General features: G+C 67.9%; 18 protein-coding genes. 10 read left to right on the forward strand and 8 right to left on the reverse strand.

The genetic code is table 11. The annotated features are described in order from the left end of the window. Positions 1-248 precede the first annotated feature (248 nt). On the forward strand, positions 249-1,730 hold the full coding sequence (locus LI337_RS18390) for a proton-conducting transporter transmembrane domain-containing protein (RefSeq protein ID WP_227231383.1): 1,482 nt from the start codon (positions 249-251) through the stop codon (positions 1,728-1,730). Then, positions 1,723-4,188, forward strand: coding sequence for a DUF2309 domain-containing protein (locus LI337_RS18395; protein ID WP_227231384.1), 2,466 nt, complete (start codon positions 1,723-1,725; stop codon positions 4,186-4,188). Before LI337_RS18390 ends, LI337_RS18395 begins: the two co-directional genes overlap by 8 nt. A gap of 12 nt (positions 4,189-4,200) precedes the next feature. Here LI337_RS18395 and LI337_RS18400 read toward each other — a convergent pair whose 3' ends face one another. From LI337_RS18400 to LI337_RS18410, 3 genes are all read right to left on the reverse strand, one after another. Continuing rightward, positions 4,201-5,556, reverse strand: a complete 1,356-nt coding sequence (locus LI337_RS18400; protein ID WP_227231385.1) for an APC family permease — start codon at positions 5,554-5,556, stop codon at positions 4,201-4,203. A gap of 368 nt (positions 5,557-5,924) precedes the next feature. Beyond that, the gene (locus tag LI337_RS18405; RefSeq protein ID WP_227231386.1) at positions 5,925-6,542 is read right to left on the reverse strand and encodes a DUF4397 domain-containing protein; all 618 of its coding nucleotides are present in this window, start codon (positions 6,540-6,542) and stop codon (positions 5,925-5,927) included. A gap of 140 nt (positions 6,543-6,682) precedes the next feature. After that, positions 6,683-7,462 (reverse strand): hypothetical protein, encoded by a 780-nt coding sequence (locus tag LI337_RS18410; RefSeq protein WP_227231387.1) that lies wholly within the window; start codon positions 7,460-7,462, stop codon positions 6,683-6,685. A gap of 176 nt (positions 7,463-7,638) precedes the next feature. On the opposite strand from LI337_RS18410, the gene LI337_RS18415 reads away from it, so the two are divergent. Together LI337_RS18415 and LI337_RS18420 are read left to right on the forward strand one after the other, a co-directional pair. Then, the gene (locus LI337_RS18415; protein WP_227231388.1) at positions 7,639-8,631 is read left to right on the forward strand and encodes an SMP-30/gluconolactonase/LRE family protein; all 993 of its coding nucleotides are present in this window, start codon (positions 7,639-7,641) and stop codon (positions 8,629-8,631) included. A 48-nt stretch (positions 8,632-8,679) separates the two neighbouring features. Beyond that, entirely contained in the window at positions 8,680-9,030 is a 351-nt protein-coding gene (locus LI337_RS18420; RefSeq protein WP_227231389.1) for a DsrE family protein, read from the forward strand. Positions 9,031-9,328: 298 nt separating this feature from the next. Here LI337_RS18420 and LI337_RS18425 read toward each other — a convergent pair whose 3' ends face one another. The 4 genes from LI337_RS18425 to LI337_RS18440 all read right to left on the reverse strand — a co-directional run bounded on the left by LI337_RS18425 (position 9,329) and on the right by LI337_RS18440 (position 13,720). Next, a complete protein-coding gene (locus LI337_RS18425) occupies positions 9,329-9,871 on the reverse strand; it encodes a hypothetical protein (RefSeq protein WP_227231390.1) in 543 nt (180 codons plus the stop codon). Positions 9,872-10,160: 289 nt separating this feature from the next. Beyond that, positions 10,161-12,638 carry a heavy metal translocating P-type ATPase gene (locus tag LI337_RS18430; RefSeq protein ID WP_227231391.1) on the reverse strand — a complete coding sequence of 826 codons (2,478 nt, stop codon included), beginning with the start codon at positions 12,636-12,638 and terminating at the stop codon, positions 10,161-10,163. 39 nt (positions 12,639-12,677) lie between these two features. Continuing rightward, the gene (locus tag LI337_RS18435) at positions 12,678-13,529 is read right to left on the reverse strand and encodes a sulfite exporter TauE/SafE family protein (protein WP_227231392.1); all 852 of its coding nucleotides are present in this window, start codon (positions 13,527-13,529) and stop codon (positions 12,678-12,680) included. Then, a complete protein-coding gene (locus LI337_RS18440) occupies positions 13,529-13,720 on the reverse strand; it encodes a DUF8131 family protein (RefSeq protein ID WP_227231393.1) in 192 nt (63 codons plus the stop codon). Before LI337_RS18440 ends, LI337_RS18435 begins: the two co-directional genes overlap by 1 nt. Positions 13,721-13,822: 102 nt before the next feature. Here LI337_RS18440 and LI337_RS18445 point away from each other — a divergent pair, with 102 nt between their 5' ends. Genes LI337_RS18445 through LI337_RS18465 form a run of 5 tightly spaced genes read left to right on the forward strand, consistent with a single transcriptional unit; the run spans position 13,823 to position 17,192 of the window. Then, entirely contained in the window at positions 13,823-13,987 is a 165-nt protein-coding gene (locus LI337_RS18445) for a cytochrome oxidase (RefSeq protein ID WP_227231394.1), read from the forward strand. A 2-nt stretch (positions 13,988-13,989) separates the two neighbouring features. Further along, positions 13,990-14,499 carry a cytochrome c oxidase subunit II gene (locus LI337_RS18450; protein WP_227231395.1) on the forward strand — a complete coding sequence of 170 codons (510 nt, stop codon included), beginning with the start codon at positions 13,990-13,992 and terminating at the stop codon, positions 14,497-14,499. Further along, positions 14,499-16,298: a b(o/a)3-type cytochrome-c oxidase subunit 1 gene (locus LI337_RS18455; RefSeq protein ID WP_227231396.1), complete on the forward strand. Its 1,800-nt coding sequence runs from the start codon at positions 14,499-14,501 to the stop codon at positions 16,296-16,298. The genes LI337_RS18450 and LI337_RS18455 overlap by 1 nt, the downstream gene beginning before the upstream one ends. Then, positions 16,295-16,492 (forward strand): hypothetical protein, encoded by a 198-nt coding sequence (locus LI337_RS18460; RefSeq protein WP_227231397.1) that lies wholly within the window; start codon positions 16,295-16,297, stop codon positions 16,490-16,492. Before LI337_RS18455 ends, LI337_RS18460 begins: the two co-directional genes overlap by 4 nt. Positions 16,493-16,499: 7 nt before the next feature. Further along, positions 16,500-17,192 carry a DUF7546 family protein gene (locus LI337_RS18465; protein ID WP_227231398.1) on the forward strand — a complete coding sequence of 231 codons (693 nt, stop codon included), beginning with the start codon at positions 16,500-16,502 and terminating at the stop codon, positions 17,190-17,192. A gap of 94 nt (positions 17,193-17,286) precedes the next feature. On the opposite strand, the gene LI337_RS18470 is transcribed toward LI337_RS18465, so the two are convergent. Next, positions 17,287-17,538, reverse strand: coding sequence for a hypothetical protein (locus tag LI337_RS18470; RefSeq protein WP_227231399.1), 252 nt, complete (start codon positions 17,536-17,538; stop codon positions 17,287-17,289). A gap of 484 nt (positions 17,539-18,022) precedes the next feature. Between LI337_RS18470 and LI337_RS18475 the strand changes: the two genes are divergently transcribed. Beyond that, positions 18,023-18,232, forward strand: a complete 210-nt coding sequence (locus LI337_RS18475; RefSeq protein WP_227231400.1) for a YgaP family membrane protein — start codon at positions 18,023-18,025, stop codon at positions 18,230-18,232. Positions 18,233-18,250: the final 18 nt, after the last annotated feature.

The raw sequence follows: 18,250 nt of genomic DNA on the forward strand, positions 1-18,250 counted from the left end.
CGGTCCGGATCTCCCCGGTCCGCCCCGGGGACAGCGTCCGGACTCGTCCCGGTCGTCGACGGGCGACTCGGGGCTGGACTCCCGCCGGCGAGCACCCCGAAAACATAACGTTCTATAATGCGAGTTTTGCGAACGAATTGTGAATTTAGGCAGATTTAATAGGCAGTCTGTTCTCGATAGCGGGTAGAGACGATCAGAACCGGTCGTGTGAAGGTGTCACAGTCGCCGGGGCGGTCGTCACGCCAACCATGTCAGGACGTACCTCGAACCAGTCGGTCGGAGCGCTCCCGGACAGGACGGCCGAGTCGCCGCTCCTGCCCCTCGTATCGACGTGGCTCGTGTGGGCACTGTTCGCCGCGAGCACCGCCGCACTCGCGGCCCGAGTGCTGGTCGGCGGGACGTGGGAACTCGCCGGCGTCGTCGCCGTCGACGGTCTGACCGTCCTGTTGTGGGTGGTCGTCACCTTCTTCAGCGGTATCGTCCACAGCTACTCGCGCCGTTACATGGCGGGGAGTCGCCACGAGACGCGCTTCTTCGCGACCGTCTTCGGCTTCACGGTGCTCGTGATGGGCCTCGTCGCGGCCGACCACCTCGCACTGTTCGGCCTGCTGTGGCTGGCGATGGGACTGGTGATGGCAGAACTCGTCGGGACGCTCGACGACTGGCAACAGGCACGGGCGGCCGCGTCGGTCGCTCGCCGGTACTTCCTCGCCAGTAGCGTCCTCCTGGGCGTCGCGCTGACGGCGCTGTGGTGGACGACCGGCGCGACCAGCGTCTCCGGTGTCGCCGGGGCGACCGCGAGTCTCGGCGGCCCGGTCTGGCTTGTCGCCGTCGCCTGTCTCGTCCTCGCGGCGATGATCCAGTCGGCGCTCGTCCCCTTCCACACCTGGCTCCTCTCCTCGATGACCGCGCCGACCCCCGCCTCGGCGCTGATGCACGCCGGCTTCGTCAACGCGGGTGGCATCCTCCTGCTCCGGTTCGCGCCGGTCGTCACCGTCGACGCGTCGCTGATGCTCGCCGTCGTCGTCGTCGGCGCGACCAGTGCCCTCCTCGGGAAACTCCTCAAGTCCGTCCAGTCTGACGTGAAGGGCGAACTCGGCTGTTCGACCGTGGGGCAGATGGGCTTCATGATCATGCAGGCCGGTCTCGGCTTCTTCGGGGCGGCGATCACCCACCTCGTCCTCCACGGCTTCTACAAGGCGTACCACTTCCTCGGCTCCGGCGGGCAGGTCGAACGCACCAGCCCCACCGCCCCCGACAGCACTCGGACGACCGTGGCCGGCGTCGCCGTCACGCTCCTGACCGCTCTCGCCGGCGGTGGGCTGTTCGCGCTCCTGACCGGCAAAGGGACGAGCCTCGACAGCGGACTCCTGCTCGCGGTGTTCGTCGTCCTCACCACGCTCCACGCGGCCCGCAGTCTCGTCACCCGGACCTCGCTTCCGGCGACGGTCCGCTTCGGCGCGGTTCCGCTCGTCTTCCTCCCGGCTATCGCCGTCTACGCGCTCGTGTACGAGGCCGTCCTCACACTTCTCGCCGGCCTCCCGGTCGTCTCGGCACCGGTCGACCTGAGTCCCGTCCACGTCCTCGTCGCCGTCGCCTTCCTCGTCGTCTACGTCGCCATCGAGACCGGTCTCCACGAACGCAGTACGCGTCTCTACGTGGCGCTGGTCAACGCGAGTCGTCCGTCGCCCCGTACCCTGCTGACCTCCCCGGAGGAGTACAATGAGTAACGAGTCCACCATCCACGACAGCATCGACAAAGCCGCGAACACGGTCGGTTCGGTCTGGCCGATCCACTCGTTCGTGACGGCCAACCCCCTCTCGGGGTTCGAGGATCTCCCGTTCGGCGAGGCGGTGACCCAGGCGGCCGACTTACTCGGCGGTCGCGGCTACCCGAGTGCCGACGCCTTCCGGGCCGCACTCGACGACGGCCAGATCGACCCCGAGCGACTCGCGGCCGAACTCGACGCCCGCGGCTTCGCGGACGACCCGGAGACGCTCCTCGACCGCATGGACTCCGAGGCCGACGCGTCGGCCTCGGACTCCAGTCTCCCGTCGCCAGCGGCCGACACCGCAGTCGAATCCGGCACGGCAGACACCGCCGGCGAGCGCACCGACCGCGTCCTGACGAAGTGGCTGGCCGCGTTCCTCGACGAGGGGCGTGCGTCGTGGTCGATGCCGAACCGCGACGACGGCTTCTACGACGCGTTCCGCGCGGTCGCCCGGTACGACGGTGCCGTCCCCGACGAGGGCATCGTCGCCGACCTGCCGGCGACGCCGACCGAGACCATCGAGACCGTGTTGGCCGACTACCCGGAGAGTCAGTGGGTCCCCATCTTCGAGAAACAACTGGCCGCGCTTCCCGGCTGGACCGGCTTCCTCAAACACCGTGCCGACGCCGACGGGCCGTGGCAGTCGGCCTCGCCGATCACGCTCGCGGGGTATCTCGCGGTTCGGTTGGCCCTGCTCGACGCCTTCGGTGGCGACTTCACGCCCACGACCGGCCCCGACAGTACCGAGGACGACCCGGCCGACGACCTCGCCGAGGCGTTCCTGAGCGCCTGGGAGGCGACGTACCGCGCCGACCTCGTCGACCGTGTCGCAGCCGAGAGTCGCTCGCGTGCCGACCGCGAGTCGCCGGGTCGCCCGGACGCACAACTCGTCTTCTGTATCGACACCCGCTCGGAGATCGTCCGCCGGCACGTCGAGACGGCGGGTGACTACGAGACCTTCGGCTACGCCGGCTTCTTCGGGGTCCCGATGGAGTGGCAGGGGTACGACGACGCCGTGCCGGTCGCCGCCTGCCCGCCGATCCTCGACCCACAGCACCGGATCAGCGAGGTGCCGACCGAGCGTGACACGCAGGCGACCCACGACCGGTGGGCGCACCTGCGCGAGACCGTCCACGAGACCGTGGAGACGCTGAAGACGAACCCGGCCAGCGCCTTCGGCTTCGTCGAGAACGCCGGCACCGGCTACGGCGTGGGACTCGCGGCCCGCACGCTCCTCCCGCGTCGCGTCCGCGACCTGTTCGACACCGCCGACGACGCGGTTCCGGACAGCCACGAGTTCTGCGAGCAGACCGTCCACCACCAGCACACCTACGCCGGCGACCTCCCGGTGGGACTGACACACGACCAGCAAGTCGAGTACGCGGCGACCGCCTTCGAGTTGATGGGCTGGGAGTCGTTCGGTCGCCTCGTCGTCTTCACCGGCCACGCCAGCGAGACGACGAACAACCCGTTCGCGTCGAGTCTGGACTGCGGTGCCTGCGCCGGCAACCCCGGCGGGCCGAACGCCCGCGTCCTCGCGGCGATCTGTGCCGATCCCGACGTGCAGGCCGCCCTCCGCGACCGTGGCTTCGACCTCCCCGCTGACACCGTCTTCCTCGCCGGGCAACACAACACGACGACCGACGAGATCGAGATCTACGGCGACGTGCCCGAGAGCCACGCCGAGGATCTCACACAACTCCGCCGTGACCTCGACACCGCCCGCGAACGTGCGACCGCCGAACGTGCCGAAGCGATGGGCGGAGACACGACGAACGGCCTCTCCGAGACGGGCCGCCGCGCCGGCGACTGGGCCGAGACGCGCCCCGAGTGGGGGCTGGCCGGCAACGCCGGGTTCGTCGTCGGCCCCCGCGACCTGACGAGCGATCTCGACCTCGACGGACGCTGCTTCCTCCACTCGTACGACTGGGCGACCGACACCGAGGGCGACGCGCTGGAGACCATCCTCACCGGCCCGATGATCGTCACGCAGTGGATCAACAGCCAGTACTACTTCTCGACGGTCGACAACGCGGTCTACGGCAGTGGCTCGAAGGTGACGCAGAACCCGGTCGGCAACGTCGGCGTCTACCAGGGCAACGGCGGCGACCTGATGGCCGGACTCCCCCTGCAGTCGCTCATGGCCGCCGACGAGACGCCGTACCACCAGCCACTCCGCCTCTCCACCGTGGTCCACGCGCCGGTCGACCGCGTGACGGCGGTGCTGTCCGCCCACGAGAACCTCGTCCAACTGCTGGACAACGACTGGCTCTCGCTGACGGTCGTCGACCCGACGCAGGACCACCGCGCGTTCGAGTACGACGAGGCGCTGGCGTGGACGCCGGTCGCGGACTCGCCCGAGGTGACGCCCCAGTCTCCCGAGACGGCGAACGCGCCCACGGTCGCCGACGACTGAGAGCCGACGGGCTCAGTCGCCCTCGACGGCGGCCCGGACGTCCGACTCGAACTCCGTGACTTCTGCCTCCAAGGTGTCGCGTTCGAAGTAGAGGAGTTCGACCGCGACTACGACCACGGCGACGCCGAGCACCGTGTAGAACGTGTTCGGCTCGCGGGTGTAGAGGTTGTACAGCATCAGCGGGAAGAACGCTGCGGCGCCGACGGCCCCGACTGCCGGGACGACGCCGTTCACGTCGTCGTGGTCGCGCCGACGGAACGCGAGGTAGCTCATCGACCCGAAGACGAGGATGAACGCCAGCGAGGCGAACGACGTGATGGCTCCGAGGCTCCCGTACCACGTGAACGCGGCGGTGATCGCCCCGAGGACGAGCACGGTACGCTCCGGGACACCGTCGGCGGACGCGTCCCCGATCTGGTCGGGGAGGAGGTCCTCACTGAGCAACCCCTTGGCGAAGTGCGCAGACGAGAAGAGGGTGGCGTTGATGGCACTCCCCGTGGAGAACAGTGCCGACAGCGCGAGGACGACCGCCCCGACGCGCGCCAGTCCGTACGGCTCCATCATCATCGAGGCGGCGTCCTTGAGCGCGACGTGCGGGTGGGATTCGAGCGCCTGCGGCACCAGGTTCACCGTCACCATCCCCACGAGGACGTAGAGCGCGACGGCGACCGGGATCGAGATGTACACCGCCTTTCGGATGGTCTCGACGGGGTCCTCGATGCTCTCCTGGTCGTAGTACAGCAGTTGCCAGCCCTGGAAGGCGACGAACGAGATGGCCGCCGCCACGACGGGTCCGACCCCTTCGAGTCGGTCGACGCCGTACTCCAGCGGCACTCCGCTGAAGCCCACGGCGTACACCGCCCCGAGGATCCCGAACAGGACGAGAATCCCGATCTTCAGGGCGACGAGGACGTTCTCCGCGGCACCGGTAGTTCGTGCGCCGAGCAGGTTCAGGCCGACGAAGCCGGCTACTGCCACGACGGAGATCAGTGGTCGGACCGGAACGCCGGCGACGCTCGTCGGCACGACCCCGAACGCGGCCGTGAACTCACCGAAGGCGAACGCGTACATCGCCATCGAGCCGACGTACCCGAACAGCAACGTCCAGCCGACCATCCCCGCCAGGGTGGAGTTCCCGACGTAACACTGGACGAACGTCACGGAGCCACCTCGGTTGTCCGTGAGTCTGTTGAGGACGTTGAACGAGTAGCCCGCACTCGTGGCGACGACACCGGCGACTAGAAACGCGACCCAGATGGCAGACGTCGCTATCCCCGCCACGACCCCGAGAACGGCGTAGATGCCGCCGCCGATCATGCCGCCGAGTGCGATCGAGACCGCTTCCGTCAATCCGAGGCTGTCACTCATGACTGTCGATCACCATCAGGTCTCACCGTGGTGGTCTACGTCCGCTGAACCTTCTGCTTGCTGACGCAAGGTCGGCGCGCTCACACGCCGGTCGCGCCGGAGTCCGTCGTCCCAGCGCCCTCTCCCAGTCTCGAGCGGCGAGGGCGACTTCGCGCGTCTCGACACGCTCGATCCGTTCGTCCGCCCGGCGAATTTCGTATAGCGGCATATGATTTATGCACTATCGAGGCGATATCGCCGAGAATCTGTGTTGTATCGTTGTCCAACCCAGACAACTGCACACCACGAACTGAAAGAATACTGATTGCTTTTCGCTCTCGCCCGAAATCAGCACACACAGCGCCGGTGTCCGGCGCGGTGTGCCGGCTTCAGTCGTCTGCTTCGAGCATCATCCGGCTATCTTCGATCAGTTCCGCGCCGAGCGTTCCCTCACTCACGAGGCCGACCGCGATAGCGGAGTAGGCCGTCGCGCCCTCGAACTCGATTCCGGACAGCGACAGCGCGACCTCGTCGCTCCCGCTCGGCAGCACCTCGATGTCGTACGTCCCGGCATCGACCGGCGTGTAGTCGGTCCCCCGGCGGAAGCGGACGTTCTCGAACAGCGTCGGGCCGTCGTCTGCGACACGAACCGTCACTCGCGGTGCGTCCGGCGAGCAGTGGATAAACCGGACGTGTGCCTTCCCGGACGGCACTTCGCCGACCTCGTCGGTCAGCACGGTCAGCTTCAGGTTCTCGTCGGCGACCGTTCCGGTCGCCAGCGCGGTGTACTGCTCACCGGCGTCTACGTCGATCGACGTCTCGATGACGGACTCCTCGCTCCCGGTCGGCAGCACGTGGACCTCGTGGCTGCCGGCAGGGACCTGCTGGTAGTCGCCGATGGTACGGAACGGAACGTCTTCGATCACGGTCTCCCCGTCCAGTCGTACGTCGACGTTCGGTGCGTCGGGACTGCAGTGCCCGATACGGACGAATGCGTCGTCTGGCATGGTAGTTCCCCCCAGCAAGATCTACGACGAACGCTCCAATGACCGTTGTCGTCGGATCGGTGCCAGGAACGAGTTCCTTCACTTTCCGCTGGCCACGACTCGGCTACCGGTCTCTCCCGGTTACGGACTGGATACTCTCCTCACTCCACGACTGCACGCCGGCACCGCCGGAGCGCGTCGGCTTGCGCGTCCGCTTCTGCCGGCGACTCGACGGTCGCAGTGTAGACCATCGGCGTGGGCAGACTGCGCCGAACTCGGACGGTCGACCCTTCGGTCGAGATGGCCCGAACGCGCCGCCACGAGATCACCTCCGCGCCGCCCCTCGGTCTGTCGGCGACCAGCAGTGCGCGGTCGGTCGCGGTCAGTTCGACCGACGGCGTCCACGTGAACACCGACGCGATCAGTGCGCCCAGTCCCGCACCGAGCAGGCTGGGAACCACGGGGTCCCCGAACAGGGGGCTCACGAGGCCGGTCGTCCCGAGGAGACCGACGGCCATCGTCGCCAGGGCGTAGCGGCGGGACTTCTCGGCCTGCAGTACCACCCGGACCGTCGATTCGCGCCGAATCACCGTACCCCGACGCGTCCCGCCGCTACCGAGGACGAACACGGCCAGCAGTGACAGACCGAGCACCGGGATAGTGGCCGACCCGGGAACTGCAACGAGGCCAGTCCGGCCGAGCAGGGCCACGGCGACCAGCGCGACCGCCAGTACACCGGCGAGCCAGTGTGCACGCGCGAGTACCAGTCGGTCGACACGGTGGGGGAACTGTTCGAGGAGCGTCCACGTCGTCAGGCCCGCCAGTGCCGCGAGTCCGATCACGACACGACCGGTGGACGAGCCAACGGCGACGACGATGCCGGCGACGAGGACGCCGCAGGCGACGCTAAACCAGTCGAGGGAGGGGAGGCGGGGACGCACACGTCTCCCGTATCACGGCCGGCTCAAATGCGTTCTGATCGGCTATTCGTCACCAGTTACGTGTCTTAAGTTCACCCACCAACTCGCTAACGAGTACTTAGCTTTCGCGAATCTCGTCGTCTCTCCACCTGTGTCCCGGAGTGTCCCCGCGGACGCTCCGGACACGGGAGAGACGCATGTACGACACTATCACACGTAGATCCCTACTGCAGACGCTCGGTGTCACCGGCCTCGCACTCGCGGCCGGGACAGCCACCGCCAAACGACCCCGCCGTGTCGGTGAGCTCCGACTGGTACTCGACTTGGACCCCGCACAGGGCGAACTCCCGGAGAACGTCGCGATCGACCGACGCGGCCGGAAGTACGTCAGTCTCCCGCCGCGTGGGGAGATCAGACGCCTCTCGGCGGACGACTCCACCACGGAGACGTTCGCACAGTTCCGGACTGCAGGTGCGTTCCTGACCGGCGTGGTCGGCCTCGAGGTCGCCCCCGAGGGAACGGTCTACGCCTGTTTCTGGGGCGACGAAAGCGACGAGACCGACACCCACGGTGTCTGGCGCGTCGACCGGGACGGCACTCGTGAACTGTTCGTCGAACTCCCGATCGATACGCGCCCGAACGACATCCTCCTGTTCGGCGACGGCCTCCTCGTCACCGACATGGAGAGGGGCCTCGTCTGGTACATCGAGGAGGGCTCGCACTCGGTCTGGGTCGACGACGACCTCCTCTCCGGAACCGGACTACTCGCCCCGTACACCATCGGCGCGAACGGGATCACGGTCCTGAAAGACGGCACCGTCGTCGTCGGGAACTTCGACAACGGAAGGCTGGTCGCCATCCCGGTCGACCCCGACGGCTCGCCCGGCACGCCCTACGTCTACGCCGAGGACGGTCGACTGATCGGCGTCGACGGCCTGGCGACGGACACGCAGAACACGGTCTACGCCGCGATCAACGGCCAGAACACGCTCGTCCGTGTCTTCCCCGACGGCGAGATCGAGACGCTGGCGAGCGGCGACCCACTCGACAGCCCCGCAGACGTGACCTTCGGCACCGCCCGCGGGCACCAACAGACCGTCTACGTCCCGAACCTCGCGTTCTCGCAGACTCCCGACCCGAGTCTGGTGGCACTCGACGTGGGCGTCCCCGGCCTGCCGATCCGCCGGTGAGGCCCGACCGACGGCAGCATCTTCCCGCCAGCCGACGCAGTGAGACCTATGCAGACCGTCTTCCACGTCTCCAGCGACGATCCGGCCGACCAGCGCCACGCACTCAGGAACGTGGTGAACCTGCTCGCGGACGAGTCGGTGTCGGGACCGGACGACGACGTGGTGCTCGTCGCCAACGGCGGCGCAGTCCGGCTGTTTCTGTCGCCGACGACACCGGCGACAGCGACCGTCGCCGACCTGCGAGACGCGGGCGTCGCCCTGTACGCCTGCGGGAATTCGCTCCGCCGACTCGACGCGAGCGACGCCGACCTCCTCCCCGGCGTCGAACGTGTCCCCTCGGGCGTCGGGAGACTCGCCTCGCTCCAGCAGGACGGCTTCGGCTACCTGAAGGTCCCCTGAGTCGTCGACGACCGGGCCAGCCCTGCTCCCGGTCCAAACATTCTACACTGTTCACAAATTTCTAACTGTTCGCGCGGTCTGCGCTGTCGGCACGGTCGAGGCGGCGTCGACACTGTGGACTGCCGGAACCGTCTGGACTGCCGGAACCGTCTGGATTGCCGAGCGCGTCGCCGATGCCCGGACCGTCGAGAGTGCGGTCGGAGTCGAGACTGTCGAGACGATGGCCGAGAGCCAGACTGCCCGAACAGTCGCAGAGAGTCACACTGGCGAGACGGTCCACGTGTTTCTAGTTGGTTCCTCAGTGGAGCGTCCCCTCGCGGTGTTCGGCGTCGTACGCGAACAGTGCGTAGCCGACCTCCGCCGTCGTGTATCCCGACTCAGCGGCGATCTCACGAATCGGGGTCATCATCGTCACGTAGTCGTCCGCGTCGAACGACTCTCTCCGGCCGTCGAGGTAGTCGAAGCGGTCGAGCGTCGCCCAGACCCGGGTGTCCACGACCGCGTGCCGCTCCGGGTCGAGGGCGGTCAGCACACAGGAGGCGGTCGGCGCTTTGAACCCCGAGAGTCCCGACAACAGGTGGATCTGCGAGAAGTCGTCGTCCACCCGTCGGACGTTCCGGGTGACCGTTCGGCACCGCTCTTCGGGGTTCGACTCGACGTGGTAGGCGCTCCGAGTCGACGACTCGTAGGCGATGTCGTACAACTGGTCGCGCGTGAGATACCCCTGCGAGCGATAGGCGTCGCCGAACTCCGCGAGTCGCTCCGGCAGGACGCCCTGCGTGTCGGTGTATCGGTCGAGATACCCGGCGACGTGGTCGGCGTCGAAACGAGTAGTGGTCACGCGCGTTCGTTCTCGTCTCCCCGAGTTGAGCGTGACGGAGTGTGGTCGTCGACGCCCGGTCGACCAGCGGGACTGTCTCGGCGGTGAGAACTGTCGAGGGGTTCTGAAAATTTCACAATGTGTGAAATTTCTCTCTCACAGCCGTCGGGTACCGACTGACCCCCTCTCCACGACTGTGCGTCACTCCGGTAGGAGCTAGACTGTGGCGGCACTCTGAAGTGGCCCGGCCCTCCACGCGGTTCAGAATTTGTGAACATTGTGAACGGCGTTGGAGTGGGACTCTCGCCGCTCACTCTTCTACGCCGAACGACCGACTGGAGTTGGCGACCACGAGCAGACTGCTCGTCCCCATCGCCACCGCGGCGAACAGCGGATTGAGCAGGCCCGTGACCGCCAGCGGGATGGCGACCGCGTTGTAGAGGAACGCCCACCCGAGGTTCGTCCGGATCCGCCGGTGAGTCGACCCTGCGAGCGTGAACACCTCCGGCACGGCCGCCAGTCCACGGTCGACGATCACCACGTCGGCGGCGTCGGTCGCGAGGTCGGTCCCGGAGGCCATCGCGATGCCGATGTCGGCCGTCGCCAGTGCTGGCGCGTCGTTGCTCCCGTCGCCGACCATCGCGACCGGCCCCTCGTTCCGCAGGCGGTCGACCGTCTCGGCTTTGGCCGCGGGCGGTACGCCGGCGAACACCCGATCCACGGCGGGGTGCTCGCGGAACCGGGCGGTCGCACGCTCGTCGTCGCCGGTCAGGACCACGACCTGCCGCGCCCCGTCTGCCGAGACGGCCGTGACGACCTCGTCCCACGACTCACGCGGGTCGTCGCCGGCGACGACCACGCCGAGGACACGCCCGGCCCGCCCGATCACGACCGGAACCGTCCCCCTCGCACGGGCCGACTCGATCGTCTCCTCGACGGCCGCCGGGAGGTCGTAGCCCGACTCGACCGCGAGCGCGGGGTGGCCGACGACGACAGACGCACCGTCGACCGTCGCTGTCAGCCCGCGGTCGTGCGTCTGGACGTCGGTCACACCGTCTCCGGCCCTCCGTGACGACTCGGCGTCGTCGCTCGCCGTCACCTGCCCACCGTCTGCGGCCGGGGTACCGTCGCTGGCAGTCGGGGGCGTCTCGTCGAGATCTGCGGCGGCCACGACAGCGTCGGCGATGGGGTGTCGCGAGTAGCGCTCGACGCGCCCGGCGAGTCCGAGGAGGTCGTCTGCGTCCCACGCCTCGGAAGCGTCGTCGGCGACGGCCGTCTCGGTGACCGCCATCTCGCCGTCGGTCAGCGTCCCGGTCTTGTCGAAGACGACCGTCTCGACGTCCGGTGTCTCCTCGAAGACGGTGTCACCCGAGACGACGATGCCCCGACCCCCGGCGGCCGCGATGCCGCGAGCGACCGCCAGCGGCGTCGCCAACCCGAGCGCACACGGACAGGAGACGATCAGGACCGTCAACCCGGTCAGCAGTGCCGACCCGAGGCCGGCCCCCGTGACGACCTGCCAGCCGAACGCGGCGACGCCGAGTACCAGTACGCCCGGCACGAACACGGTCGCCAGTCTGTCGGCCAGCCGCTGGATACCCGAGCGACTGCTCTGAATCTCCCAGAGGTGGTTCACCAGTCTGTCGAGCGTGCTGGTCGCGTCTGTCCCGACCGCGATCACGAGGGGTTCGTCGGTGACGACCGTCCCCCCGCGCACCTCGTCGCCCCGGCGGCGCGTCCGGGGGAGCGACTCGCCCGTGACGAGCGACTCGTCGACCGCCGCCGTCCCGTCGACGACCTCGCCGTCGACCGGGATGCGCTCGCCCGGCCGCACGAGAACGTGGTCGCCCGGGGCGAGGTCCTCGACGGAGACCGTCCGGTGGTCGTCGTCGGTGACGACGCGCGCCTCCGAGACGCGGGCGGCGGTCAACTCGCCGAGTCGCCCGACCGCGCTGCGCTTGATCCGCGTCTCGTAGTAGTTGCCGAGCGTGACCACCAGCACGACCGCGACGGTGACGTCGAAGTAGACGTGGGTCCGGCCGAGGGGGATGGCGAGCGTGCTGTAGACGTACGCACTCGTCGCGGCCAGCGCGACGAGTAGGTCCATGTTCGGTTGGCCCGCCCGGAGGCTGACGTACGCGCCCCGCAGGATCGGGAAGCCGGTGTAGAAGAGGACGATAGAGGCGAACACCCAGACGTTCCACAGCAGGTACTGCCCGTCGAGGCCGGCGAGGTTCACGAACGACTCGAAGCCGAAGTACGTCGGGTAGAGGAAGATGGCGTACCACATCATGACCATCATCCCGAACAGGCCGCCACCGATCAGGAACTTCACGACCTCGTCGCCGTCGTCCGTCTCCTCACGCGCCCCCGACGCCTCACTGGCGGTGTAGCCGTAGCCGGTCAGGCGGTCGAGCAGATCGTCGGTGTCGGTCGCGTCCGGCGCGTGGCTGACGCGGACGAGATCGGTCGCGTACGAGGCCTCGGCGGCGTAGACCGACCCGTCGTCGCGGGCGACCGACTCGACGAACCGCTCGCAGGTCGCACAGTGCATCCCGTCGACGTGGACGAACGTCTGCTCGGCGTCGTCCGGGACCGACTCGCTCCGGTCGTTGTCGAGTGCCGCCTCCGGGTCCGCGTCGGCCGGATTCCCGTCCAGCGTCCGCGCGACCTCGAGACAGCCCCGACAGCAGAACGCCCCGGAGACGTGGTCCTCGTCGGCCGGGTCGCGGTCGTCCGTCACCGGGGGGTCGGGCGTCGGCAGGTCACAGAGTGTGCAGGTCGTCATGTTCGGTGGGTCGTCTCGTGGTTGTCTGATCGAGGCGAGTCAGCCGAGCGGTTGGTAGATCGGGACGTGGACGTGCGGGACGTGGATACCGAACAGCATCAGCCCGTGTGAGAGCGGCAGGTACGCAAGCGCGACGAACGCGACACCCAGCACGCGGTGGAGACTCGCCCGCCGCGCCGGCGACAGCGAGTCGAGTAGCGTCCCGTAGAGGAACAGCGACGGAATGGTCCCGATTCCGAGCAGTCCCAGCAGCAGCGCCGCCCGAACCGGGTCGCCGACCGCGAAGGCGTACAGGTACGCCGGGTAGGTCATCGGACACGGCAAGAGGCCGTGGATGCCACCGAGTACGGCGATGCCGGGCGTCCCGACCAGTCGGTCCACGCGGTCGTGGAGCAGCCCCGTGACGCGTCCGAACAGCGACGACGCGGCGTCGGGGGTCAGTCGGTGGAGCGCGGCCGACTTGCCGACGAGGTAGTACGCGCCCGTCGTCAGGATGACGAGTCCCACTGCGAGGCCGGTCGCGCCGCGTACCGGGTCGGCGACGACGCCGAGGCTGTCGGCGGTCGTGAACACCGCCCCGCCGATCAGCGCGACGACCGCCCCGAGGACCGCGTAACTCGTCGCACGGCCGAGGTTGAACAGCGCGTGCTGGCGGACGTGAAAGGCGGTCAGGGTGTCGGTCCGTCCCGGCGTCGTCGCGTCGAGTCGGCCGGCGTACATCGTCACGAGGGGGCCACACATCCCGAGGCAGTGTGCCCCGCCGAGCAGTCCGATCAGGAGGAAGACGACCGCGTCGACGTTGCCGGCGACGAGGTCGACCGGCGTCCCCCCCGCGAGGACGGTGCCCGACGCGCCAGAGAGCCCCGGCGTCGCCGTCTGCATCAGTCCCATCACGCCGCGTGGCTCGCACCCTCGTGTGGCGACAGGAACAGGTAGATACACGCCGAGATGAGGGCGACGTTGACGACGGTCACTGCTCCGGCATAGAGGTTACTTTTGCCGATAGCGAACGCGACTGCCGGGACGACCGCCAGTGCGGCGACGACCACGGCGACGCGTAGTGGCACGCTCTCTAAGTCCATGATGTGGGGGCCTTCTCTCGGGACACTTAAAAGTTGTACCCCGATTCTCCGGTCGTTGGAAGAGGGACACGCTTTTACTGGTTCCCTTTCTTGCCGGCGAATATGGCTACTAGTACTGACGCCGATGGAGAACTCGCGGGCGACGACGAGTTCGACCCCATCGGGACACTGGTGTTGATCGGCATCTACTTCGCCATCCTCGTGGCGATGTGGATCTTCATGTACTTCGTCGAGTTCCTCGGTAACGATCTGACGGTGATCGGCTGAGCATGCACGTTCACAAGTACGAGAAACTCTGGTTGGTCGCGGCACTGTTGCTGATCGTCGGGTTCGTCGCCACGATCACCTACGGCGCGGTCGGTGCCGGGGTGGCGATGGTCGACGACAGCGGCGGAACGATCGACGCGAACTCGATCGGCGACGACGAGAACTTCGGCGATCCGGGAGTGGTCCAGACCGGCGAGGACGAGTACGCGGCCTACGTCGTCGCCCAGCAGTTCAGCTTCCGCCCCGACCCGATCCGGGTGCCCGCGGGTAGCGAAGTGACCTTCTACGTCACCTCGCCGGACGTGATCCACGGCTTCGAGATCGTCGGGACGAACGCCAACACGATGGTCGTCCCCGGACAGGTCTCGGAGATCACCGTTCGGTTCGACGAGCAGTCCGAAGTGAAAGAGTACGGCATCCTCTGTAACGAGTACTGCGGCTCCGCACACCACACGATGGAGGGCAAGGTCGTCGTCGTTCCCCAGTCGGAGTGGGACGGAGGTGACGCCTGATGGCGACGACAGAACCGACGTTCGCCGACCGGTTCCCGGACACGGCTGCGGTCGTCAGGGCGTGTCTGTACGTCTCGTTCATCTCGCTCGGCATCGGTGCGCTCGCGGGACTCGTCCAGGCGCTCCACCGGACGAACGTCCTCCGGGTGATCAGTTCCGTGGACTACTACACGGTCCTGACCGTCCACGGGGTCCTGCTCGCCATCGTGTTCACCATCTACTTCCTCTGTGGCATCTTCGCGTGGGCGACCGCCCGGAGCTTCGACCGGCCACCCGAGAGCATCCGGTTCACGTGGACGTGGTTCGGACTGATGACGCTCGGCACCGTCCTGGCGTCCGCCGCCATCCTCGGCGGCTTCGTGCCGAGTCTCGGTGTCAGCGCAGACGTGCTGTTCACCTTCTACGCGCCGCTGCAGGCACACCCGCTGTTCTACATCGGACTGGCGCTGTTCGTCGTCGGGACGTGGCTCGCGGGCGTCGACTGGTTCTGGACGTGGCGCGCCTGGGCCGGTGAGAACCCGGACGAGCGCATCCCGCTGCAGGGGTTCATGGTACTGACGACGATGCTGATGTGGTACATCGCCACCATCGGCATCGCCGTCTCCGTCGTCTTCTTCCTCATCCCGTGGTCGCTGGGCCTCATCGACAGCGTCAACCCACTGCTCACGCGGACGCTGTTCTGGTTCTTCGGCCACCCGATCGTCTACTTCTGGCTGATGCCGGCGTACCTGTTGTGGTACACGGTCCTGCCGAAGCTCTCCGGCGGACGCCTGTTCTCCGACCCGCTCGCGCGTGTCGTGTTCGTCCTCTTTCTCCTCCTGTCGACGCCGGTCGGCATCCACCACCAGTACGTGGACCCAGGTATCGCAGAGGGGTTCAAGTTCATCGCCATGACGAACACGATGTTCCTGCTGCTGCCGAGTCTGCTCACCGCGTTCACGGTCGTCGCCTCGATGGAGTACGGCGCGCGCCAGCGCGGCGGTGAGGGCTACTTCGGGTGGCTCTCTGCGCTCCCGTGGCGGAATCCGGCGTTCACCGGGATGGCTCTCGCGGGGCTGATGTTCGCGGCCGGCGGCTTCTCCGGGATGATCAACGCCGGGATGAACATCAACTACCTCGTCCACAACACGCTGTGGGTGCCGGGCCACTTCCACATGACCGTCGGCACCGCGGTCGCACTGACGTTCATGGCCGCCTCCTACTGGCTCGTCCCGCAGATATCGAACAAGCGGCTCTACAGCCGGCCCATCGGACTGGCGCAGGTCGCGCTCTGGTTCGTCGGCATGACGTTCATGTCGAACGCCATGCACCGTGGTGGCCTCCTCGGCATCCCGCGCCGGACCGCAGAACCGCAGTACACCAACTTCGACTTCGTGACGGCCATCGGCAGTGTCGCCGAGATCCGGGTCCAGATCGCGCTCGGCGGCGTCCTGCTGTTCGTCTCGACCGTGCTGTTCCTCGTGAACATGCACATCACCGTCGCCTCCTCGCGGGCCGACTCGATCCGGCAGTCCGGCACGCTTCCGACGCCGCTCTCGACGGCGGCCGACTCGCCGCGCGTGCTCGACAACCTCAAGATGTGGACCGGCATCGCGCTGGTGCTCGTCGCGCTGGCGTACGCGCTCCCGCTGTACTCCATCGTCCAGCAGCAGGGGCTGTTCGGCAACGGCGTCGGCACCTACCCGGTCGTCATCGAACTCCTGCGCGGCCACCTGCCGGTCGGCCTCGTGGAGTTCCTCCGGCACCTGCCGACGACCGCCGTGGACGCGACGGTCGGCCTCCTGGAGGTGGTCCGATGAGAGAGCTCTCTCGTGGCGGCCTGCTGATCGTCGTCGCGTTCAGCATCCCGCTGTTCGTCGAACTCCGCACCGTCGCGGGGTTCGTCGGTGTCGACCTCCCGCTCACCGCGGTGGCGGTACTCGCCGTGTTGTTCTACGCCGGTCTCCTGCTGGCGTACTACCTGAGCAAGCCGGTCGAGGGCACCGCCGCCTGAACCGCCGATGTCGACCCGCCTCGCCGCCGTGACGCGGCCGTTCCGTGCGACCGGGCTGCCGCCCCGCCGACTCGCCGTCGCGCTCGCGGGGCTGGTCGGCGTCGAGGCACTCCTCCTGCTCGCGTGGCTGTGGGTCTCTCCCGGCGACGTGACCGCACCACGGTACCTGCTGTACCCGTTCGTCTGGATCGACGCGAGCCTCCTGGCCGCCGCGCTGGTGCTCGGCGACGCGCGTGGTCGACAGGAGTCGGCGGGCGGTCGTCCGGGGGCGGTGGCTGTGCTCGTCGGTGTCGGCTACGCCGTCCTGTTGCTGTGGGCCGGCGGACTGATCGGACGAGGCGGTGGGTCGGGGGCGCTGACCCTCCTCACGGCACCGCCGGGGTGGGGCCCCATCATCCTGTACGACGGGGCGGTCCGACTCGCCGTCGTCCCGTTCAAACTGATCGGCTACCTCGTCTTGGCGTGGCTCGTCGCGCTCGTCGTGGGTGCTGCGGGCCGGCCACTCGTCTCGGGTGCGCTCGGGCTGGTGACCTGCGTGGGCTGTACCGGCCCCCTGATCCTCGCGCTCGTCGCGGCGCTCGGGGGCGGGTCGGTGACGGCGTACGCTGCGGTCTCAGACCTCTCGTACGACCTCTCGACGGTGGTCTTCCTGGTGAGCCTCGTCGGCGTGACGTGGAGCGTCCTGCGGAGTCGCCACTGAGTGGCCGCGAGTACCGAGAGGGCCGCTGCGACCCGAGTCCGTGGGCCGGAGTCACCGAGTTCTCGTCGTCGGAACTCGTGGAGAAACAGGTCGGTTATCGACCGGGCGTCGGCTCGAACCGGCGGACCGCGAAGAACGTGGCGACGAGCAGGAGGCCCATCGCGGTCGCGGCGAGGAACGTCGGCGTGAGCGTGACGACAGAGCCGACGATGGAACCGACGACGGTCTGGGTGGCGAGGGCGTACCCCGCGACGCCGATCAGCAGGAGTGCGACCAGGCCGTACACGCTCATGACGACGCGGAGTGGGTCGAACTGGACTCGTGGGGTGGATCGTCGAAGTGTCATTGGTTCTCACCTCCATCTGACGCACCGGAGTATGGTATAAACCCCTCTCGATTCTATCTTCCTGAGAACGAGCCACTGTCGACTCCTCGCGTCGACTCTCGGGACGACTGCTGGACTCGACAGTCCGACCGCAGACGACGACTTCCGCGGTCGCCTCCCGTCGACGATTCGCGGGTCGATCTCTGAAGGTGGCTCGCCGGTCGGTCCCGGGGGCCGATACCCCGGACCCCGTATCGGACGCGATCTGCTGGCGACCGGCACCGGGCAGTGTCCGAGCGACGGCGAGGTCCTGCCCGCAGGCCGGGCCGCCGGCAGTCGGGGAGGGGTGGGGCGTACTGCGACCGCGGGGGTCCCCACCGCCGCCGACACGCCGACGGACGACCGGTGACGACGCCGACGCCCTGTCTCTCTGACGACGGTTCGGCGAGCGGTGACTGCCGAGTCCACCACAAGTGTCTTGTACGTATCGCACCATATTGGGAGTATGGAGAAGAACGTCGGACAGGTGGACAGTATCGCGCGCGTCGGACTCGGAGCGATCCTCGGGATCGTTTCGCTGCTCGTCCTCGCCGGGACGGTCGGCGGCCCGGCGATCCTCTCGCCGATCCTCGGCATCGTCGCGGTGATCCTGCTGGTGACGGGCCTCACCGGAACCTGTGGGCTCTACTCGGTGCTCGGCATCCGGACGAACTGAGGCCGATCGACCTCATCC

Source organism: Salinirubrum litoreum, assembly GCF_020567425.1.
Taxonomy (GTDB): domain Archaea; phylum Halobacteriota; class Halobacteria; order Halobacteriales; family Haloferacaceae; genus Salinirubrum; species Salinirubrum litoreum.

Coding starts and splice junctions, on each gene's coding strand:
- LI337_RS18390 (WP_227231383.1), top strand. CDS start 249: ATGTCAGGACGTACCTCGAACCAGTCGGTCGGAGCGCTCCCGGACAGG.
- LI337_RS18395 (WP_227231384.1), top strand. CDS start 1,723: ATGAGTAACGAGTCCACCATCCACGACAGCATCGACAAAGCCGCGAAC.
- LI337_RS18400 (WP_227231385.1), bottom strand. CDS start 5,556: ATGAGTGACAGCCTCGGATTGACGGAAGCGGTCTCGATCGCACTCGGC.
- LI337_RS18405 (WP_227231386.1), bottom strand. CDS start 6,542: ATGCCAGACGACGCATTCGTCCGTATCGGGCACTGCAGTCCCGACGCA.
- LI337_RS18415 (WP_227231388.1), top strand. CDS start 7,639: ATGTACGACACTATCACACGTAGATCCCTACTGCAGACGCTCGGTGTC.
- LI337_RS18420 (WP_227231389.1), top strand. CDS start 8,680: ATGCAGACCGTCTTCCACGTCTCCAGCGACGATCCGGCCGACCAGCGC.
- LI337_RS18430 (WP_227231391.1), bottom strand. CDS start 12,638: ATGACGACCTGCACACTCTGTGACCTGCCGACGCCCGACCCCCCGGTG.
- LI337_RS18435 (WP_227231392.1), bottom strand. CDS start 13,529: ATGGGACTGATGCAGACGGCGACGCCGGGGCTCTCTGGCGCGTCGGGC.
- LI337_RS18440 (WP_227231393.1), bottom strand. CDS start 13,720: ATGGACTTAGAGAGCGTGCCACTACGCGTCGCCGTGGTCGTCGCCGCA.
- LI337_RS18445 (WP_227231394.1), top strand. CDS start 13,823: ATGGCTACTAGTACTGACGCCGATGGAGAACTCGCGGGCGACGACGAG.
- LI337_RS18450 (WP_227231395.1), top strand. CDS start 13,990: ATGCACGTTCACAAGTACGAGAAACTCTGGTTGGTCGCGGCACTGTTG.
- LI337_RS18455 (WP_227231396.1), top strand. CDS start 14,499: ATGGCGACGACAGAACCGACGTTCGCCGACCGGTTCCCGGACACGGCT.
- LI337_RS18460 (WP_227231397.1), top strand. CDS start 16,295: ATGAGAGAGCTCTCTCGTGGCGGCCTGCTGATCGTCGTCGCGTTCAGC.
- LI337_RS18465 (WP_227231398.1), top strand. CDS start 16,500: ATGTCGACCCGCCTCGCCGCCGTGACGCGGCCGTTCCGTGCGACCGGG.
- LI337_RS18470 (WP_227231399.1), bottom strand. CDS start 17,538: ATGACACTTCGACGATCCACCCCACGAGTCCAGTTCGACCCACTCCGC.
- LI337_RS18475 (WP_227231400.1), top strand. CDS start 18,023: ATGGAGAAGAACGTCGGACAGGTGGACAGTATCGCGCGCGTCGGACTC.